Below are 18600 nucleotides of genomic sequence, written 5' to 3'. Positions count from 1 at the left end.
GCACTGGCTTCATCGGACTGGCGGCGTGGCGACGCCGGATGAACGCTCTCGCATGCTTGATGACACTCCGGGCGCGACTCCGCATCGTCGTGTGGGCGCCTCGACCGCGGACAAGCCGCTCGAATGTGTCGGCGACTCTCTCCGGCGCATATCGCTGGGAAGACTTGCGCGCAAGCCGAGCCGAGCAATTGCCTTCGCTCGTCGTCGGCCATGAGATCCGTTCAGCTGCCGGGCGATGGCATTCTTGTCGCCGAGCGGAGTCAGGATGCCGTCAGCATTGTCGTCGATGATCTCACGTGGTCCATCCGGGCAATCGGTGCTGATGACTGGGACTCCGTTGCGCATACTCTCGACGATCGTCATCCCGAACGACTCCCGCTCGGATGTCGAGACCGTGATGGATGCGCGAGGCCATTCGGAGTCCATGTCAATGGCGGCGCCCATGAAGTCGACGAGTTCTCTGACACCAAGTGCCAGGGCGTGAGCTTCAAGCTGTCCGCGGGCTTGACCGTCGCCGTAGAGGCGCAGTCGCCACCCTGGGTACTCGTCGACCGCGAGCGCGAAGGCATCCAAGAGAAGGTCGTAGCGCTTTTCTCGGGCTAGTCGGCCTACGCCGAAGACCAGCCTTGTGTCGAGAGTAGCGGGGGCAATGAGAGGCTCGGGAATACTGTTTGGCAGTACTTCCACGCGCCCTGGTGGCATCGACAGCGATGCCATGACGCGATCGCGATCGGCGGCCGTGACTGTCGTGATGAGGTCAAGCCGCGAGTACACCTCACGCATCCGAGACACGACAGTGCGGGGGATGGCCGAGTGTGTCATGTGCTCCTGCGCAACGAGCGTGGCCCGTTCAGCGCCGTACTCCGCGACAAGAAGGTTGAGCGAGGGACGAGTGCCGACGATGACGTCGGACCGGGACTGATTGAGATGTTGGACGATGCGTTCGTCCGTCAGTTCGCTGTACTGTCGGAAGTACTCTTCGGCGGCTGGCACTAGTCTGCTGGGCTTGTTGTGTAGGCCGTTTCCGCGATCAGCGCCAGCCGGCCGCATATCGACGAGGTACCGAACTCGGATCCGTCGGTCGATGACGAGCGACGGCGCTGCCACACGGCGGAAGACTGATGTGATCGTGACGTCATGGCGCTCTACCAGAGCGTTCGCCAGGTTGATGACGGAACGAACTGTGCCACCGACACCGTAGATGTTCTGGTGGAGGAACTCGATCCGCATCACTTTTCCCAGGGGGAAGCGATGGGGAAGTAGGCATCCAGGAAGGGGCGGACGACGTCGAGCTGGGCGTCGAGGTCTGTGTCCGCCGTGAACGTATCGTTCAGGCAGAATGCATCAGCGTCACGCCTCGTCCGGAGCCTGTCGAGTCGGAGCTGGAGGTCGCGCACCGACAGGCCGATGTAACTGAAGGAGAGACTCGATGCCACTGCACGCCCGACGTTGAAGGCATAGTGGTGTGCGAAGTTCGACGGGACGTTGATATCTGTGGGGGAACGGAAACGTGCTCGAGCTGTCTTAGCAAATGCTTCGCCATAGCGATCGGCCATCTCAGCGATCACTGACTTCAGCAGAGGGTACGGCGCGTGCTCCATGACCTGGGCGATTGAGACGCCGAATGAGTCCTTGATGAGGTCCCGCACATTTTTGGTCGCGGCGTCAACGGGAGAGTCCAGCGCGCTCCGCTCGCTGAAGGGTACTCGTGTCGGCGACGGGAAGAACTTGGCAAGTCCGTTCGGGAAGAAGAATTTGCTCGGGAGGACCGGGCGGCCCAAAAACATGTCGTCGTTGAAATAGAGGAAGTGTTCGGACAGATTCGGGATGCGGTGAAGGTTGGCCTCTATGGCATGCGAGTTGAAGACTGGAAGGACGGAGAGGTCGGGGAAGATCTCGCGATGATCGATGATCTCCACGCCGTTACCGGTGCTCAACCAATCCGGGGACTGCCCGTCCGTCACGATATAGACGCGATTGATCCATGGGGCGTTCGCGTAGAGCGAGCGAAGCGAGTATCGCAGTTCGTCGCGATTGACGAAGCGTGACAGGGCGGCGGCCTCGGAGTGGATAGGTTCACCGGAATACGCCGCTCGCCTCTGTTCCCAGTCCGGATCGTTGCCGTCCACCCATGTGTACACGACGTCGATCGGGAAGCGGACTTGATCAGGGAGGTCCTGGACGAGTTGCGAGCGCGCGGTCAGGCGGAGACCGCTCGGGCGCCGGTGATTGCTCAGCCGCGTAAACGCCGACGCATCGATCTCGACTTGTGCGCTCTCATCGGTGATGATCTTCGTGGCGCGATTCGGTCGGGGCGCAACAAGCCGATGTCGTCGGTCTTCATCCGACAGGGCCACGAAGGAATGAACTCCTTCCCTCCACTCGTCTCGAGTCCAGAATTCAATCTCAACCCCATGGGATGCGCCGAAGACATGTGACTGAGTTGGGTCGGCGACGCTCCACCAGACTCGGATGACCTTCGCGTTCTTCAGCTGCCGAGTGATGTCCACTGAAGTGCTGGTCAGTCCGTGCTGTGAGGTCGTGGGCGCAGGAGTGAGCTGACGGACATGCGCGGGGCGGTCAGCACTGACGGTGGTATTCCGTATGGCCTCGATGGCTGCATCACGGTCGTCCGCAAGTACGCCGAGAGTCGCCCCGTACGGGGAGAACCCGGGAACGGCGAAGTAGCCTATTTGTGCTTCCGTCAGAATTCGCTGGACAGCATCAACGGATGCATATCGGACCGTAAGGGAACGTGGAAGCGGATGTACGAGGACCTCGGCGTCAGTATCGTCCTCACTGCGCTCGGTCGGGAGCGTGAGCAGATCGATGGGGGTGAACGTCTCGGCGATGTCGCTGAATCGAGTGTCCGAGTCCGTCATCGCGGTCTGTGTTTCCTTTCGCGGCAGTCGTGGATGTCATCGGCTCATTGGGCGATCGCCCGATACCCCGGCAGCGACGGTCGCTCTGGCACTGACGTGCCTTCCTGCGCACGATGACGTCATAAGTATCTCAGACCGAGTGGACAGCGCGCGGCGACGTGGGCGACGATGCCGCAGGCCGGGCTCAATTCCCCGCGAACAGCGGGGCGCAGGAGTTGGAGATCGACACCGGAGTGTCGGTGACGGTCGGCGAGTAGCGCACCGACAGCGGCCCGAGTATACCGGCGGGCAGGGTGCTCGTGTACGAGATGGTCTTCGTCTCGCCGCTGGCCACGAAGTAGCGGGTGCTCTGCACGTTGCGATCGCGCTCGACGCCGGTGCGCGTGGCCGCGGGGTCGTCGGCGTCGGGCGTGACGCCGGTGATCTTCGAGCCCGGCGGGGCGAAGTACATGACGTCGAGGATGAACGACTGGCGAGGGATGCCGTAGCCGACGTTGCGGATGCCGAGCTGGTAGTTGGTCATCCCGTCCATCGGCACGTCGTTGGTAATGGTGACAGAGGTCGTCACGGTGCGCGCGGGCGCGTCGCAGGTGATGGCGACCTTCGTCTTCATGAAGTACTCGAGTTTGCTGGCCGCATAGTCGTTCAAGAAGATGCCGACCTCGGTCGACGCCTTGTTCGAGGTGGGCAGCGCGCCATCCAGCCCCAGATCGGTGACCATCGCCTGCTCGGCCTTCACCGGGAACCAGAGGTGCAGCCGCTCGCTCGTTCACCGATCGCTCGAGGGCGTCGAGCATCTTCAAGACGTCCCACTTGCCGGCCGCGACCTTCGTGAACACGCGGGACGCGACATCCCCGAAGAACAGGTCCTGCCTGCGCGCCCGAGTAGCGCTGATAGGTGTCGTAGAGCAGCGTCTTGACGACGTTGCCCGAGGTGAGCTTCGTGCCGTCCGCCGCAGTGACCGGACCGGTGACGGCCAGGATGTGCGAGAGCACGACGGGGTCGACCGTCACGACGCCGTCGAGGTGGCTCCCGGTCGTGATGTTCCACAGCGAGTTGAACGCTTCGGCGGTGGTCGGGAAGTTAGGTGTGCGGGTGAAGTTGCCGAATCCGGTGAACGTCTCGGAGTCGTACAGCGCCTGCATCTGCTCGGGCGGGTCGATGACCTTGATGTCGCGGCGGAAGCTGTAGGTGCTCGTCTGATCGGTCAGCGTCGTCTTTCCGTCGTCGACGTTGACGATCGCCGTGGCGGCGGGCAGCCCGCCGCCGAGCGCACCTCGGCGTTGTTCTGGAACACGATCATGTAGGTGCGCGGGCCGTCGCCACCGGCGATGTCGAGGATCGTCGGCAGATACTTCTCGGCATTGCGCAGCGCCGGCGTCGCCTCTTCGATCACGTCGACCAGCGAGCCGATCGCGTTGTCCACCGCGGGAAGGATGCTGCCGCGATCGATGCCGTCGACCTTCTCGTACGCTGCGGCGAACGCCTTGTTGATCGCGGGGAGGGATGCCTGGGCCTCACGCAGCGGTGCCAGGTCGACGCCGCCCTCCTCGGCCGTCTGGTTGTCGGCCTGCAGGTTGCCCAGGACCGTCAGGCCCGGGGCAGCGCGCCGTCGACGAGGTCGTACGTCGCCTGCGTGGCCCGCCGGACGGCGTCGACGTTCGGACCGGCGAACGGGATGACCGAGGCGACCGTCCACAGCGGGTTGCCGACCGTGTCGTTGGCGTGCGCCGCCTTCTCGTGCGCGTGCTGTGCGGTCGCGTCCACCCGGGCGGTGTCGCCCTTCTTCACGTCCTTCAGCACCGACGACAGGTCGCTCTTGGCCGCGGTCAGGTCCGACCACACCGACCGCGCCTGGAAGGCGAACACGACGCCGCCCACGATGAGGACCAGCAGGATGCCGCCCACGGTCCAGGCGGTGATCCGCGGCCAGCGGCGGCGCGTGCGCGCAGGAGAAGCGGTGGGTTTCGGCATCCCACGAGCGTAGCCAGGGCATCCTGTGACGCACCCGTGGGGCGCGGGGTGTGTCGCCGGCGGCGCGCCGGTGGGCGGATGAGGCATCCCGGCCCGCTACCGTGGAGGCAAATGCGCCAGAGACTGTGCTCCAAGGTGGGGTGTGCCCGCGAAGCGGTGTCGACCCTGACATACGACTACTCCGACCAGATGGCGGCCGTGGGCCCGCTGGGGCGCGAGGGCGATCCGCACGCGCACGATCTGTGCGCCATCCACACCGAGCGGCTCTCGGTGCCGCGCGGCTGGGTCGTCGTACGGCACGAGACGCTGCAGGCGTAGGCGACGGCGACTCGGGAGTCGGTTCGACTCGCCGTACTCGCCCGCGTGTAGGAGGCGCCAGCTCCCTGGGTCGGTCAGTATAGTAATTGCTATACTGACGGTATGAGTTCAAGCCTGGCGGACATCGCCCGCCACAGCGATGAGATCACGGCAGCTTGCTCGTCGTGAGCTGGTGGGGGCAGTGCGACGGGCGGCCGCCGAGGGCCGGACGCAGGCGGAGATTGCGCACGAGATCGGCCGGAGCCAACCCGAGGTGTCTCGTCTCCTCCGATTCCATGGAACGACTCCGCTTGGGCGGCGACTGCGGAAGAATGCCGGCGCCGTGCGCAAGATGGTCGCTGATGCGGGCGGCTCTCGGGTACGTGTGTTCGGTTCTGTGGCCACTGAAGAGGAACATGCAGCCTCGGACGTCGATCTGCTCTTCAGCATGGGAAAGCCCTTGAGCCTCATGCAGTTGGAGCGACTGGAGGGCAGCCTCGCCGAGCTTCTCGGCGTCTCCGTGGACCTCGTGCCCGAGTCGGCCCTGCGCCCCGACATCCGCGACCGGATTATGTCGGAGGCGGTCGCACTGTGAGCCGGACGACGGCCGAGCTCCTGCGTGAGGCGTTCTCGCATCTTCAGATGGCGGACAGATAGCCCGATCTTCCGACGATTCTCCGAGCCGTCGAGCAGGAGCTTGCGACCGGTGCCCACGACCATGAAATGCTTGATGCGAAGCGCGATGTTGATGAACTCCGGGCCGCCAAAACAGCGGAAGATGGCGATCGTGTGTCACCCGACGAGTTGCGCGCCGAAGACGATTCCTGATTCTGACCGCCGTGGGACAATGGGGGGATGCCGACATCCACGCCCGAGGCTCCCGTACGCCCGCTCGACTACCGCGTCGCCGACCTGTCGCTGGCCGAGGCCGGACGCCACCAGCTGCGCCTGGCCGAGAACGAGATGCCCGGGCTCATGGCGCTCAGGGACGAGTTCGCGGCATCCCAGCCGCTGAAGGGCGCCCGCATCGCCGGCTCGCTGCACATGACCGTGCAGACGGCGGTGCTCATCGAGACGCTCACAGCGCTCGGCGCGCAGGTGCGGTGGGCCAGCTGCAACATCTTCTCCACCCAGGATGAGGCCGCTGCGGCCGTCGTGGTCGGCCCCGGCGGCACGGTCAGCGCGCCGCGCGGCGTGCCCGTGTTCGCGTTCAAGGGCGAGACCCTCGCCGAGTACTGGGACTGCGCCGACCGCATCTTCGACTGGTCGGCCGAAGGGTTCGACGGACCGAACCTGATCCTCGACGACGGGGGAGACGCCACCCTCCTCGTGCACAAGGGCGCGGAATTCGAGAAGGCGGGGGCGGTTCCGGATGCCGCAGCCGCCGACTCCGCCGAGTACCGGGTGATCCTCGACCTGCTCCGCAAGAGCCTGCAGCGCGACCCGCAGCGGTTCACGCGCATCGCCGAGGGCCTGCTCGGCGTGACTGAAGAGACCACGACCGGGGTGCACCGCCTGTACGAGCTCGCCGCATCCGGCGACCTGCAGTTCCCCGCGATCAACGTGAACGACTCGGTGACCAAGTCGAAGTTCGACAACACCTACGGCATCCGGCATTCGCTGCCGGACGGGATCAACCGCGCCACCGACGTGCTCATCGGCGGCAAGGTCGCCTTCATCGTCGGCTACGGCGACGTCGGCAAGGGCGCCGCCGAGGCGCTGCGCGGCCAGGGCGCCCGCGTCATCGTCAGCGAGGTCGACCCGATCTGCGCGCTGCAGGCCGCGATGGACGGCTTCCAGGTCGCGCGCCTCGAGGACGTCATCGACCAGGTCGACATCCTCATCACAGGCACCGGGAACACCCGGGTCGTCACGGTCGAGCACCTGCTCGGGCTGAAGCACCTGGCGATCGTCGGCAACGTCGGCCACTTCGACGACGAGATCGACATGGCCGGGCTCGAGGCGCTGCCGGGCGCGGTGAAGGTCGAGATCAAGCCGCAGGTGCACGAATGGCGCCTGCCGAGCGGGCGCAGCATCCTGGTCCTGTCGGAGGGCCGGCTGCTGAACCTCGGCAATGCCACCGGCCACCCCTCGTTCGTGATGAGCGCCTCGTTCACGAACCAGGTGCTCGGCCAGATCGAGCTGTTCACCAAGCACGAGCAGTACCCGATCGGCGTGTACACGCTGCCGAAGATCCTCGACGAGAAGGTCGCACGGCTTGCACCTGGACGCACTCGGGGTGCGGCTCACGACCCTGAGCGACGAGCAGGCCGCCTACCTCGGCGTGCCGGTCGACGGGCCGTACAAGCTCGACCACTACCGGTACTGAGGTCTGGGCGGCGCGCGCGCCGCGGGCGCGGGCGCCTACGCCGTGCAGAACTCCGGAGATCTGGGGCGCGGCGAGCGGCGTGTCCGCGGAATCACGCCGTCCCGGTGCCGCGCCATGCGCGATCCTCCGGAGTTCTGCACGCCGCTCAGCGTCGGGCGGGGCGCAGGCATCCGGATCAGGGCGCCACGCAGGTGAAGCTCGACGCCTTGTCGGGGTTGTGGCCCGTGTACTTCGGCCAGTTCGGGTACTCGCACAGCGGACGGGTGCGGTCGTTGCTGGCGGCGTTCGCATCGATCGTCTGCAGGTGGCGGGGCGCCTTGTTCTTCTCCACCCAGTTCATCAGCGCGGGCAGGGCGTCGTACGTCGCGCTGTACGGGCCGAAGCCGTGCGAGAAGCCGGGCATCGTGTAGAACTTCAGGAACGAGCCCAGCCGGTCGCCGTACTTCGCCGACTGGCGGTCGTAGAACTGGATGGTGTTCTCGGGCGAGATACCGTCGTCAGCCAGTCCGGTGGTCAGGAGCATCTTGCCGCCCCGCTTGGCGAACGCCGAGAGGTCGACGCTCGTGCTGTCCAGCTGCTTTCCGACCTCTTGGATGCGGCTGGCCCACTGGTTCAGGTTGAAAGTGCGCGTGTCGTAGCTCGGATCCCGCGTCACGATGTTGGTCGCGATCGCGTTCAGCACCGAGTACTGGAAGGCCTCCTTGCCGCTGGCGGGGTTGGCCGGCTGGTCCACCGAGCCGAGCGTGAACACCGTGTAGGTGCCGCCGTACAGGATCGGCGCCCCGGCGGCCACGCTGTTGCCCTCGATCGGGAACCCGATGTTGTGCGGGCTCGCGATCTTCGTCACCGCATTGATCTGCGCATCCGAGAGGCACGTGTCCCCGGCATCCGCCCCATCCGGGCAAGCGCAGCGTGGTGACGTTGAACGTCTGCTGGCACGCCGTCACGTTCGAGATCACGCCGTCCTTCAGCCCGTCCAGCGGATCGCAGGCGGCGTACACGGCGTGCACCAGCAGCTGCGTCTTGGCGGTGTTCAGCCAGCCCGCCCCGCCGTCGGAGTACAGCGCATCGCGATACACCGACCCGATGCCCGCGTGCATCATCGCCACGTTGTAGGACGGCGTGCCGGCCACGACCCCGTCGTAGTCCTTCGGATACAGGCCCGCGGCGTTGATCGCCTCGTGCCCGCCCTGCGAGAAGCCGATGAAGTAGAAGTACTTCGGCGTGCTGCGGAACGCGGTCTTCATCAGCGCCATCGCCACGTCGTGCGTCTTCTTGATCGACTGCGTGCCGTAGTTCGCGAGTGCCTCGTCGTTGAGTCCGAACGTCGAGTCGAAGCCGCCGGTGCCCTTGTGGCCGCCGTCGGAGCCGAGCGTGACGAAGCCCTGCTCGAGCGGGGTCTTCTGACCCGCCGGCTGCAGGGCGTAGGCATCCAGTCCGGTCACCAGCGAGCCGTCATAGCCGCCGCCGCCCATCTGCACGGCGCGGTGGTTCCAGTTCGCGGGCAGGTTCACCTGGAACTCGATCGGGGGCGCCGCCGAGTCGACGGGCAGGATGTCGCCGACGACCTGGCACCGGCCGACGCCGTCGTCGACCACCCAGGTCGCGGTGGTGACCGTGGCGCCCGTCGTGGGCAGCCCGATCTTGTTCGCCCCGATGGAGGCGTCACCGAGACCGGTGCACGCGCGCTCGGTGATCGCTGCGCTGGTGCCGTGCCCCGGACCGTGCCCGGAGTTTCCATGGGCCGAAGCCGGCCCGGCGCCTGCCACCCATCCGTTGATCATTCCGCCGGTGAGCAGCACGGCGCTCAACGCCGCGATCACTGCTGTCCTTCTCATCGCCATTCTCCCTCGATCGGCTCTGTGGGAAGGCCTTCCCGCGCCCGACTCTCTCGGGCTGTGACCAGGATTGTCAACGAAATTGGATGAGCTTTCGGTGAGAATCGGCGGGGGCGCGGCGCGCGCTGGCGCGCGGGCCGTGCAGAACTCCGGAGATCTGGGGTGCCGCGGGTGGCGTGTCCGCGGAATCACGCCGTCCCGGCGCCGCGCCCTGCGCGATCCTCCGGAGTTCTGCACGCCGCGCGGCGGCAGCGCCCGGCACTCAGCGCTGCGGGAACCCGCGGGGCGCGGCGGTGGTGCCGGCCAAGAGCCGGGCGACGCGCTCGTCCTCCAGCCGCAGGGCCGTGTACTCCCGGTCGCGACGCGCCGCCACCGCCGCGCGGACGAGGGTCTCGGCATCCGTCTGCGGGACGGGTGAGACGAACGGCGTCACCTCGGCGGCGAGGGATGCCGCGAGCCGGGCGCGTGCGGACGGCTCCATCCGCTCGGCCTGGCGGACGAACTGCGCGCAAGCGCCGGGCCAGCGGGTCGGGCAGGCGCGAGACATCCGCCACCTCGGCCCACGGCAGCAAGGCCGGCGGCATGTCGGGCGCGTGCGCGGGCAGCGCGGGCGTGCGCGTGCGCTGACAGTAGGTGCCGGCCATCAGATCGCCCAGCCGCTGCGACCGGGGCGTGAACGCGCCCACCAGCGCGGCGATGCCGCCGAGCGTCATCCACAGCTCGAGCACCCCCACCAGCGCCCGGATCAGCGCCTGACGGAACCCGGCCGCGCCCCCGTCGGCTCGCACGATCCGGCCGCCGACGGCGAAGCGGCCGAGGCTGCGCCCGCGGGTGAGGGTCTCGACCGCCGTCGGCAGCACGACCGTGACGAGCACGATCACCGTCACGCCCAGGATGCTGGAGGCATCCGTGCTGATGATGTTGCGCCCCAGCATCCAGCCCGAGACCCAGGCCAGCAGCAGCAGGAACGCGACTCCGACGAGCATGTCGATCACGGTGCCGAGGGCCCGCAGGAAGAAGCCCAGCGGCTGCACGTCGAGCGCGACGGCCTCGCCGGTGAGCACCTCGTCCGGCACGATCGCGATGGGTTCGGCGGCCATGACCTACAGTGAACCACATGGACCTCGACGCCCTGGCAGCCGCCCGAGGCCCGGAGTGGGAGCGCCTGGATGCGCTCAGCCGGCAGCGTCGGCTCGACGGGTCGCAGGTGGACGAGCTGGTCACGCGCTACCGTGCGGCGTCGGCCGACCTCGCCGACATCAAGACCTCGGCCGGACGCACGACGCTCGGCGACTACGTGTCCACGATCCTGGCCCGGGCGCGACTGCGCCTGACCGGCAGCGGCGTCGAGACCGGCGGCGCGCTGCCCCGGTTCTTCCTGCGGCAGCTGCCGGCCGCGCTCTACCGGCTTGCGCTGGACCACCCTCGCGATCGCGCTCGGCTTCTTCGCCGTCGGATCGCTGGTCGCGGTCTGGATCGCCTCGGACCCGCAGGTGCTGGCGGCCCTGGGCAGTCGCGCCGACCTGGAGTACTACGCCGAGCACCAGTTCACCGACTACTACCGCGAGAACCCGGCCGCCGTGTTCGCCGGCACCGTCTGGACCAACAACGCCTGGATCGCGGTGCAGTGCGTGCTGTTCGGCATCACCGGCATCTGGCCGCTGTACGTCGTCATGCAGAACGCCGTCGGCGTCGGCACGGCCGCCGCCGTGATGACCTCGCTCGGCCACGGAGACGTGTTCTGGCAGTTCATCGCCCCGCACGGGATGCTGGAGCTGACCAGCGTGTTCGTCGCGGCCGCCGCCGGGCTCCACGTGTTCTGGTCGTGGGTGGCGCCCGGGCGGCGCAAGCCGCGGCGAGGCGCTCGCCGCCGCCGGGCGCTCGCTGGTCACCGTCGCGGTCGGACTCGTCTTCAGCCTCGCACTGTCCGGCGCGGTCGAGGGCTTCGTCACGCCGCAGCAGTGGCCCTGGCCGGTGAAGGTCACGCTGGGCGCGCTCGCGCTGGCGGTGTTCCTCTTCTACATGCTCGTGGTGGGCGGCCGGGCGTTCCGCGATGGCGAGACCGGCGACCTGGTCGAGAGCCAGACCGGCACCCCTCGGCTCGTCGCGGGGTAGTGCGGGGCGACGGCAGCCCTTCGTCTCGCTCGCGCTGCGCGCGGGCTCGCTCAGGGAGCTGGGGGATAGCGCGCGGGCTCGCTCAGGGAGCTGGGTGATAGGTCCCTGAGCGAGCGCAGCGAGACGAAGGGCCGGGGGTGATGGCGCGGGCTCGCTCAGGGAGCTGGGGGATAGGTCCCTGAGCGAGCGCAGCGAGACGAAGGGCCGGGGGCGAGAGCTGGGCTCGCCGAGCGAGCTGGGTGATAGGTCCCTGAGCGAGCGCAGCGAGACGAAGGGCCGGGGGTGAAAGCCGCGCCGCACTTTTGTTTTGATCAAATAAAGGCTAGGGTGGGGGCATGCACGCGTACGCCGAGACTCCGGATGCCGCGACCGCCATCCGCGGCGCGGGGCTGCGGGTGACCGACTCGCGCCGCGCCGTGTTCGACGCGCTCGGCTCCCGCCCGCACGCCAGTGCGGAGGACGTGTACCGGGTCGTCGCGCCGGTGCTGGAGCATCCCAGCCTGCAGTCCGTGTACAACGCGCTCGGCGATTTCGCGGATGCGGGCCTGGTGCGCCGCATCGAGCCGGCCGGTCGACCCCAGCTGTTCGAGCTGCGCGTCGGCGACAACCACCACCACCTCGTCTGCACCGAGTGCGGAGCCGTCGTCGACGTCGACTGCGTCGTCGGCGAGGCGCCGTGCCTGTCGCCGTCCGACGCGGCCGGATTCACCGTGCACGAGGCCGAGGTCACGTTCTGGGGCACCTGCGCCGACTGCGCAGCATCCGCCGCCTGAACACGACCCGAGACACCGCACCTCAAGACAACGCACACATCGGAGAAGGGATATCAGATGACCGACAACATCACCGAAGAGACCGAGGGCGTCATCCCCACGCCCACGGACGAGGAGCAGGCCGTCGCCACCGAAGAGGCGAGCTGCCCGGTCGTGCACGGCGTGAGCCGGGCCGGCGGCTCGAGCGCACGCAACTGGTGGCCGAACCGCCTGAACCTGCGCGTGCTGGCCAAGAACCCCGCCGAGACCAACCCGCTCGACGAGGACTTCGACTACCGCGCCAACTTCGAGAACGTCGACCTGGACGAGCTCCGCCGGGACATCGAGGACGCGCTGACCACCCGCCAGGACTGGTGGCCCGCCGACTTCGGCAACTACGGTCCGGCGATGATCCGCATGGCCTGGCACAGCGCCGGCACCTACCGCGTGACCGACGGCCGGGGCGGCGGCAACTCGGGCAGCAGCGGTTCGCCCCGCTGAACAGCTGGCCCGACAACGCCGGTCTCGACAAGCCGCGGCGCATCCTGTGGCAGGTCAAGAAGAAGTGGGGCAAGCAGATCTCGTGGGCCGACCTGATGATCTTCGCGGGCAACGTCGCGCTCGAGCAGATGGGCTTCACCACGTTCGGCTTCGCCGGCGGACGGGTGGATGCCTGGGAGCCCGACGACGACGTGTACTGGGGCTCGGAGAACACCTGGCTCGGTGACGACAAGCGCTACACGCCCGGTCAGAAGCGCGACCTGGAGAACCCCCTCGCCGCCGTGCAGATGGGGCTGATCTACGTCAACCCGGAGGGCGTGGGCGGCAACCCCGACCCGCTCGAGCTGGCCGGCGACATCCGCGAGACGTTTGCGCGCATGGCGATGAACGATGAGGAGACCGTCGCGCTGATCGCCGGCGGCCACACCTTCGGCAAGACCCACGGAGCCGGCTCGGCCGACCTCGTCGGGCCCGCGCCGGAAGGAGCCCCGATGGAGCAGATGGGCATCGGCTGGAAGAACGCCCACGGCACCGGCAAGGGCGACGACCAGACCGCGAGCGGCCTGGAGGTCACCTGGACCTATCACCCCACCCGGTGGGACAACGAGTTCTTCCACATCCTGTTCGCGTACGAGTGGGAGCTGATGGAGAGCCCGGCCGGCGCCAAGCAGTGGCGGCCGAAGGCGGGCGCCGGCGCCGACATGGTGCCGATGGCCCACGACGCCACCAAGCGTCGCGAGCCGCGGATGCTGACCAGCGATCTGTCGCTGCGGTTCGACCCGATCTACGGGCCGATCTCGAAGAAGTTCAAGGACGACCCGCAGGCCTTCGCCGACGCGTTCGCCCGGGCCTGGTTCAAGCTCACCCACCGCGACCTGGGTCCCTCGACCCGGTACCTGGGCGCGCTCGCCCCGACCGAGGAGCTCATCTGGCAGGACCCGGTGCCGGCCGTCGACCACGTGCTGATCGACGCCGCCGACGCAGCCGCGCTGCGCCAGGAGATCCTCGCGTCCGGTCTGACCGTGCCCGAGCTGGTCGCCACGACGTGGGCGGCGGCAGCATCCTTCCGCAACAGCGACAAGCGGGGCGGTGCCAACGGCGCACGCCTGGCGCTGGCGCCGCAGAAGGACTGGGAGGTGAACAACCCGGTGCGCTCGGCCAAGGTGCTCGAGGTGCTGCGCGGCATCAAGGAGCGCTTCGACGCGGCGCACGCCGCGGACGGCAAGCGCGTGTCGCTGGCCGACCTGATCGTGCTGGCGGGCAACGCCGGCGTCGAGAAGGCGGCGAAGGATGCCGGATTCGACGTCACCGTGCCGTTCCACCCGGGACGCACCGACGCCACGCCCGAGCAGACCGACGTCGACTCGTTCTCGTACCTCGAGCCGGTCGCCGACGGATTCCGCAACTACACCGGCCCGATGGCGGCGGCCGCCGACCTGCCGGCCGAGTTCCTGCTGGTCGACCGGGCGAGCCTGCTGAACCTCACGGCTCCGGAGATGACGGTGCTCGTCGGCGGGCTGCGGGCGCTGGACGCGAACTGGGACGGGTCGAAGCTGGGCGTGTTCACCGACCGGCCGGGCGTGCTCACGAACGACTTCTTCGTCAACGTGCTCGACATGGGCACCGAGTGGAAGCCGGTCGACCCCGGATCTCACGCGTTCGCCGGCACCGACCTGAGCACCGGGGCGCAGAAGTGGATCGGCACCCGTGCCGACCTCGTGTTCGGCTCGAACTCCGAGCTGCGCGCCGTCGCCGAGGTGTACGCCGCGGATGACGCGGGCGAGAAGTTCGTGAACGACTTCGTCGCCGCCTGGGGCAAGGTCACCGAGCTGGACCGCTTCGACCTGGAGTGACACGCGCCCGACGGAGGGGCCCGATTCCACCGTTCGGTGGGACCGGGCCCCTCTGGCGTGGGTGGGGTCTGGCGCGGGTGTGTCGGCGCGGTGCGTCGGCGCGGTGCGTCAGATGCACTCTCGCGGGAGGCGGTCAGGCCGGGAGGTGGTCAGGCCGGGAGGCGGTCCATCGCGGGGGCCAGCAGCGCGCGGTGCACGAGGCCGGCGATCGCGCCGCCGACGAGCGGGAACACGATGAACACCCACAGCTGGGCCAGCGGCCCGACGCCGCCGTAGACCGCCGCGGCGATCGAGCGGGCGGGGTTGACCGACGTGTTGTCGATCGGGATCGAGATGAGGTGGATGAGGGTCAGGGTGAGGCCGATCGCGATCCCGGCGAAGCCGACCGGAGCCCGCTTGCTGGTGGATCCGGCCACGACCAGGACGAACACGCAGGTCAGCAGGATCTCGATCACGATCGCCGCCCCCAGGCCGAACCCGCCGGGGGAGTGGTCGCCGAAGCCGTTGGAGGCGAAGCCGCCGGACTGCGCGGTGCTGAGCCATCCCTCCGGTCCGAACAGCCCGACCAGCACGAGCAGCGTCGAGCCGACGAGACCGCCGACGACCTGCGCGACCCAGTAGCCGACGACATCCTTCCAGGCGAACTTGCCGGCGATGGCCATCCCGAGCGTGATCGCCGGGTTGAAGTGGCCGCCTGAGATCGGGCCCCATGCATAGACGCCGACCAGGACGGTCAGGCCGAACGCGAGCGCCACGCCGAGGTGGCCGACCCCGAGCGGGGTGCCGGCCGATCCGACCGCGAAGTCGGCGGCGAACAGGGCGGTCCCGACACCGCCGAAGACCAGGACGAGGGTGCCAATCGCCTCGGCGATCATTCGAGTGACGAGCGTGGGTGCTGCTGAGGTGGAATCCGACATGGGATTCTCCTTTCATCGATGCCGCGAGATTATCGGCACCCGTGCACGTTTCCGGGCGCGCGACACGGCGTTATCGAAGAGTTCACCTTGATCGGGTGAGTCAGGCGAACACCGCGATCGCGTACAGGGCGAACACCGCCAGATGCGCGGAACCATGCACTGCGGTCACCCGGCGAGCGGCGAACGTGGCGATCGACAGCACCACCGAGACGGCGAGCAGCGAGCGCCATCACCGGGTCGAGGGCGAACACCGGGTGCGCGCCGGTGACGAGGCCGACCACGAGCACGGCGGGCACGGTGAGTCCCACCGTGGAGACGAGGGCTCCGTGGCAGAGGTTGCTCACCCGCTGGATCTCGCCCGCGTTCGCCGCCCGCACGGCGGTGATCGCCTCGGGCAGGAAGACGATCGCCGCGATCAGGATGCCGGACAGCGCCGGCGGCGCCTGCACCAGCGCGAGCGCGCGATCGAGCATCGCCGCCAGATCGTGCGAGAGCAGGACGATCGGCAGCATCGTGAGCGCGAGGAGCGTGAACCGGCCGCCCAGCTCGCGGGAATGCGCGCGCACGGCGGCACGGGAGAGTGGATGCTGCGCCCCGGCCGCGCGCACCTCGGTGAAGTCCATCGCCTGCGCGCCGGTCTGCCGCCAGAGGAAGAAGCCGTACAGCACGACCGTCACCGCGATCACGGCGACGGCCTGGGGCACGGTGAACGAGCCGTCGGCACCGATCAGCTGCGGCATCCCGAACGCGACGGCGACGAGGACCACCAGCATCCCGAGGTACTGCGAGGTGCCGGTGCGATTGTGCCGCAGGCCGCCATGCCGGATTCCGCCGACGAGCAGCGCGACGCCGATGACGAGGTTGAGGATGATCATCGACACCGCCAGCACCGAGTCGCGCGCGATGGTGGTGTGCTCGCCCGGCCCCAGCATGATCGCAACGATCAGCACGACCTCGATGAGCACGATCGACAGGGTCAGCACGAGCGTGCCGAACGGGTCGCCGAGGCGGGCGGCGAGGCGTTCGGCCTGGTGCACCACGCCGAACGCGCACACGACGATCACCGCGATGGTGCCGACGAGTCCGGCGATCAGCAGCGGCGTGCCGAGCAGCGCGCCGAGCAGCGCGAGGATCGCGACGGCGAGCCAGCCGAGCAGCATGCGGCTGACGGCCGCGGGGGTGAAGAGGCGGCGCAAGCGGGTGCGGGATGCCGCGGCATCCCGGTCGGAGGGAGCCGGTGCCGTGCGGGTCGGGACGATCATGGCGGATCCTGTTCCCGGGGTCGTCCCCGTCAGGATGTCGCCGCGCCGGGTCGTCCCGGGCAGGCATCCAGGCTATCAACGGAGCCTGTGCAGACGCGGAGCGCGGGGCACGCGGTGGCGGGCGGGTTGCAGCTGGAGGCGTGGCCGGGGCGCGGCGGTTGCTGCCGTGGTTCGGTCGTCACAAAGTGTGGGTTCTGCGGCGACGGGGCGCGGTTCGTGACGACTGAAGGCGGATGCCGTGGTTCGGTCGACGCGAATGGGGGGGTTCTGCGGCGTCTGGGCGCGGTTCGTGACGACTTAGCTCGGATGCCGTAGTTCGGTGGACGCGAATGGCTGCGTATTCGCGTCTGGAGCAGCGATATGGGTCGACTGAACTCGGATGCCGCAGTTCGGTCGACGCGAATGGTTGCGTCTCGTCCCGCGGAGCAGCGATATGCGTCGACTGAAGACCGACTGGGCGTTCGGTCGTCACGGACTGCGGGTTCTGCGGCGCCAGGGCGCGGTTCGTGACGATCGAAGATGGATGCCGCGGTTCGGTCGTCACGAACTGGGGGTCCTGCGGCGTCTGGGCGCGGTTCGTGACGACTGAAGGTGGATGCCGCGGTTCGGTGGACGCGAATGGCTGCGTGTTCGCGTCTGGAGCAGCGATATGGGTCGACCGAATTCGGATGCCGCAGTTCGGTCGACGCGAATGGTTGCGTTTCGTCGCGCGGAGCAGCAATATGCGTCGACTGAACGCCGCCGCACAGCGCCGCCGCCGCGCGCCGCCTCAGAGCCGCCCGGCGGCCTTCAGCGCGAGGTAGCGGTCGGCGACGCGGGGCGGCAGATCCTCCGGGCCGTCGGCCAGGGCCTCGGCACCGGCCCGGGCGACGGCCTGTGCCACCTGCGCGGCATCCGCGAGCGTCTGCTCGGCAGCGGCCGCCCGATACACTTCGCCCACGGTCGTCCGCGCCGCGGTGCGCGCGGCGAGCGACGCATCGGTCACCGTGCCGACCAGCACGCGCGCATGAGCGGTCAGGGCCGGCAGCGACCCGAGGAATCCGCGCGCCGAGGCGGGGTCGTCCTGCGCGGTCAGCAGCACGACGAGGGACGGTCGCACCGCGAGGGCGCGGATCTGCGCGAACGCGGCATCCCAATCGGTGTCGATCAGCGACGGCTCGACCGGAGCCATCGCATCCACGAGGGCCGGCAGCAGCGCCTCGCCGTCCACGCCCGACACCCGGGCGCGCACGGCGCGGTCGAACATCACCAGATGCACGTGGTCGCCGGCCTGGACGGCGAGGGCCGACAGCAGCAGCGCGGCTTCCATCTCGGCATCCAGCCGGACCCCGTCGCCCACCCGCGCCGCCGAAGTGCGCCCGGTGTCGATCACGATCACCACGTGCCGGTCGCGCTCGGGCCGCCAGGTGCGCAGCATCGTCGTGCCCGCGCGGGCGGTCGCCCGCCAGTCGATCGAGCGCACGTCGTCGCCGCGCACATACGGGCGCAGGCTGTCGAACTCGGTGCCCGCCCCGCGGATGAGCACGCTCGTGCTGCCGTCCAGCTCGCGCAGCCGCGCCAGGCGCGAGGGCAGATGCCGCCGGGAGGTGAACGGCGGCAGCACCCGGATCGCGCCGCGCACGTCCAGGCGCCCCTGGCGTCCGGCGATGCCGAGCGGGCCGAGGCTCGCAGCACCACGAACTCCGACACCAGCTCACCCCGGCGCCGCGGCCGCAGCGGCACGCTCAGCCGCAGCGGCTCGTCCGGCGCGAGCCGCACCGGCAGCCGCTCGCGGGGAGCCCCGGCGGTGGGCTGCCACGCGTCGCGCAGCCACCCGCGCAGTCGCCGCGGCCCGCGCAGGGTGAGGGATGCCTCGACCCGGTCGTGCAGCAGGCTGCGG

The 18600-nt window shown here is 68.8% G+C and carries 13 protein-coding genes and 4 pseudogenes; 6 read left to right on the top strand and 11 right to left on the bottom strand.

Annotated features, from left to right (window positions below; translation table 11 throughout):
* Nucleotides 1-9 precede the first annotated feature (9 nt).
* The 6 genes from L2X98_RS03575 to L2X98_RS03550 all read right to left on the bottom strand — a co-directional run bounded on the left by L2X98_RS03575 (nucleotide 10) and on the right by L2X98_RS03550 (nucleotide 4857).
* Nucleotides 10-1230: a glycosyltransferase gene (locus L2X98_RS03575; protein WP_259612336.1), complete on the bottom strand. Its 1221-nt coding sequence runs from the start codon at nucleotides 1228-1230 to the stop codon at nucleotides 10-12.
* Nucleotides 1230-2882 (bottom strand): stealth family protein, encoded by a 1653-nt coding sequence (locus L2X98_RS03570; protein ID WP_259612335.1) that lies wholly within the window; start codon nucleotides 2880-2882, stop codon nucleotides 1230-1232. The genes L2X98_RS03575 and L2X98_RS03570 overlap by 1 nt, the downstream gene beginning before the upstream one ends.
* Nucleotides 2883-3066: 184 nt before the next feature.
* A complete protein-coding gene (locus tag L2X98_RS03565; protein ID WP_259612334.1) occupies nucleotides 3067-3621 on the bottom strand; it encodes a hypothetical protein in 555 nt (184 codons plus the stop codon).
* Nucleotides 3618-4094 carry a DUF4012 domain-containing protein gene (locus L2X98_RS03560; RefSeq protein WP_259613178.1) on the bottom strand — a complete coding sequence of 159 codons (477 nt, stop codon included), beginning with the start codon at nucleotides 4092-4094 and terminating at the stop codon, nucleotides 3618-3620. Before L2X98_RS03560 ends, L2X98_RS03565 begins: the two co-directional genes overlap by 4 nt.
* Entirely contained in the window at nucleotides 4091-4582 is a 492-nt protein-coding gene (locus tag L2X98_RS03555) for a DUF4012 domain-containing protein (RefSeq protein WP_259612333.1), read from the bottom strand. Before L2X98_RS03555 ends, L2X98_RS03560 begins: the two co-directional genes overlap by 4 nt.
* Nucleotides 4474-4857: a hypothetical protein gene (locus L2X98_RS03550; RefSeq protein ID WP_259612332.1), complete on the bottom strand. Its 384-nt coding sequence runs from the start codon at nucleotides 4855-4857 to the stop codon at nucleotides 4474-4476. Before L2X98_RS03550 ends, L2X98_RS03555 begins: the two co-directional genes overlap by 109 nt.
* 111 nt (nucleotides 4858-4968) lie before the next feature.
* Here L2X98_RS03550 and L2X98_RS03545 point away from each other — a divergent pair, with 111 nt between their 5' ends.
* The 3 genes and pseudogenes from L2X98_RS03545 to ahcY all read left to right on the top strand — a co-directional run bounded on the left by L2X98_RS03545 (nucleotide 4969) and on the right by ahcY (nucleotide 7483).
* Nucleotides 4969-5175 (top strand): DUF3499 domain-containing protein, encoded by a 207-nt coding sequence (locus L2X98_RS03545; protein WP_259612331.1) that lies wholly within the window; start codon nucleotides 4969-4971, stop codon nucleotides 5173-5175.
* A gap of 331 nt (nucleotides 5176-5506) precedes the next feature.
* Entirely contained in the window at nucleotides 5507-5749 is a 243-nt protein-coding gene (locus L2X98_RS03540) for a nucleotidyltransferase family protein (protein ID WP_259613177.1), read from the top strand.
* Between the two features lie 260 nt (nucleotides 5750-6009).
* Nucleotides 6010-7483 (top strand): annotated as a pseudogene (ahcY, locus tag L2X98_RS03535) (adenosylhomocysteinase).
* Between the two features lie 175 nt (nucleotides 7484-7658).
* On the opposite strand, the pseudogene L2X98_RS03525 reads toward ahcY, so the two are convergent.
* Both L2X98_RS03525 and L2X98_RS03520 read right to left on the bottom strand, forming a co-directional pair.
* Nucleotides 7659-9267 (bottom strand): annotated as a pseudogene (locus L2X98_RS03525) (tannase/feruloyl esterase family alpha/beta hydrolase).
* Between the two features lie 242 nt (nucleotides 9268-9509).
* The gene (locus tag L2X98_RS03520; RefSeq protein ID WP_259612329.1) at nucleotides 9510-10421 is read right to left on the bottom strand and encodes an RDD family protein; all 912 of its coding nucleotides are present in this window, start codon (nucleotides 10419-10421) and stop codon (nucleotides 9510-9512) included.
* Nucleotides 10422-10438: 17 nt separating this feature from the next.
* Between L2X98_RS03520 and L2X98_RS22105 the strand changes: the two are divergent.
* The 3 genes and pseudogenes from L2X98_RS22105 (at nucleotide 10439) to katG (ending at nucleotide 14542) form a co-directional block, all read left to right on the top strand.
* Nucleotides 10439-11436: pseudogene (locus L2X98_RS22105) on the top strand (stage II sporulation protein M).
* Nucleotides 11437-11771: 335 nt separating this feature from the next.
* A complete protein-coding gene (locus L2X98_RS03510) occupies nucleotides 11772-12209 on the top strand; it encodes a Fur family transcriptional regulator (protein ID WP_259612328.1) in 438 nt (145 codons plus the stop codon).
* A gap of 57 nt (nucleotides 12210-12266) precedes the next feature.
* Nucleotides 12267-14542, top strand: a pseudogene (katG, locus tag L2X98_RS03505) (catalase/peroxidase HPI).
* Nucleotides 14543-14691: 149 nt separating this feature from the next.
* Here the strand turns inward: katG and aqpZ are convergent.
* From aqpZ to L2X98_RS19935, 3 genes are all read right to left on the bottom strand, one after another.
* A complete protein-coding gene (gene aqpZ / locus L2X98_RS03500; RefSeq protein ID WP_259612327.1) occupies nucleotides 14692-15459 on the bottom strand; it encodes an aquaporin Z in 768 nt (255 codons plus the stop codon).
* A 29-nt stretch (nucleotides 15460-15488) separates the two neighbouring features.
* On the bottom strand, nucleotides 15489-16721 hold the full coding sequence (locus L2X98_RS03495; protein WP_354002909.1) for a calcium:cation antiporter: 1233 nt from the start codon (nucleotides 16719-16721) through the stop codon (nucleotides 15489-15491).
* 769 nt (nucleotides 16722-17490) lie between these two features.
* The gene (locus L2X98_RS19935; protein WP_354002992.1) at nucleotides 17491-18183 is read right to left on the bottom strand and encodes a DUF58 domain-containing protein; all 693 of its coding nucleotides are present in this window, start codon (nucleotides 18181-18183) and stop codon (nucleotides 17491-17493) included.
* Nucleotides 18184-18600 lie beyond the last annotated feature (417 nt).

Source organism: Microbacterium elymi, assembly GCF_021582895.2.
Taxonomy (GTDB): Bacteria; Actinomycetota; Actinomycetes; order Actinomycetales; family Microbacteriaceae; genus Microbacterium; species Microbacterium humicola.
This window is presented reverse-complemented; position numbering and strand designations above follow the sequence as displayed.

Bases quoted from the DNA above. Each gene is read 5' to 3' on its own strand.
- L2X98_RS03575 (WP_259612336.1), bottom strand. From the start codon at position 1,230: ATGCGGATCGAGTTCCTCCACCAGAACATCTACGGTGTCGGTGGCACA.
- L2X98_RS03510 (WP_259612328.1), top strand. From the start codon at position 11,772: ATGCACGCGTACGCCGAGACTCCGGATGCCGCGACCGCCATCCGCGGC.
- L2X98_RS03545 (WP_259612331.1), top strand. From the start codon at position 4,969: ATGCGCCAGAGACTGTGCTCCAAGGTGGGGTGTGCCCGCGAAGCGGTG.
- L2X98_RS03495 (WP_354002909.1), bottom strand. From the start codon at position 16,721: ATGATCGTCCCGACCCGCACGGCACCGGCTCCCTCCGACCGGGATGCC.
- L2X98_RS03570 (WP_259612335.1), bottom strand. From the start codon at position 2,882: ATGACGGACTCGGACACTCGATTCAGCGACATCGCCGAGACGTTCACC.
- L2X98_RS03540 (WP_259613177.1), top strand. From the start codon at position 5,507: ATGGTCGCTGATGCGGGCGGCTCTCGGGTACGTGTGTTCGGTTCTGTG.
- L2X98_RS03520 (WP_259612329.1), bottom strand. From the start codon at position 10,421: ATGGCCGCCGAACCCATCGCGATCGTGCCGGACGAGGTGCTCACCGGC.
- aqpZ (WP_259612327.1), bottom strand. From the start codon at position 15,459: ATGTCGGATTCCACCTCAGCAGCACCCACGCTCGTCACTCGAATGATC.
- L2X98_RS03550 (WP_259612332.1), bottom strand. From the start codon at position 4,857: ATGCCGAAACCCACCGCTTCTCCTGCGCGCACGCGCCGCCGCTGGCCG.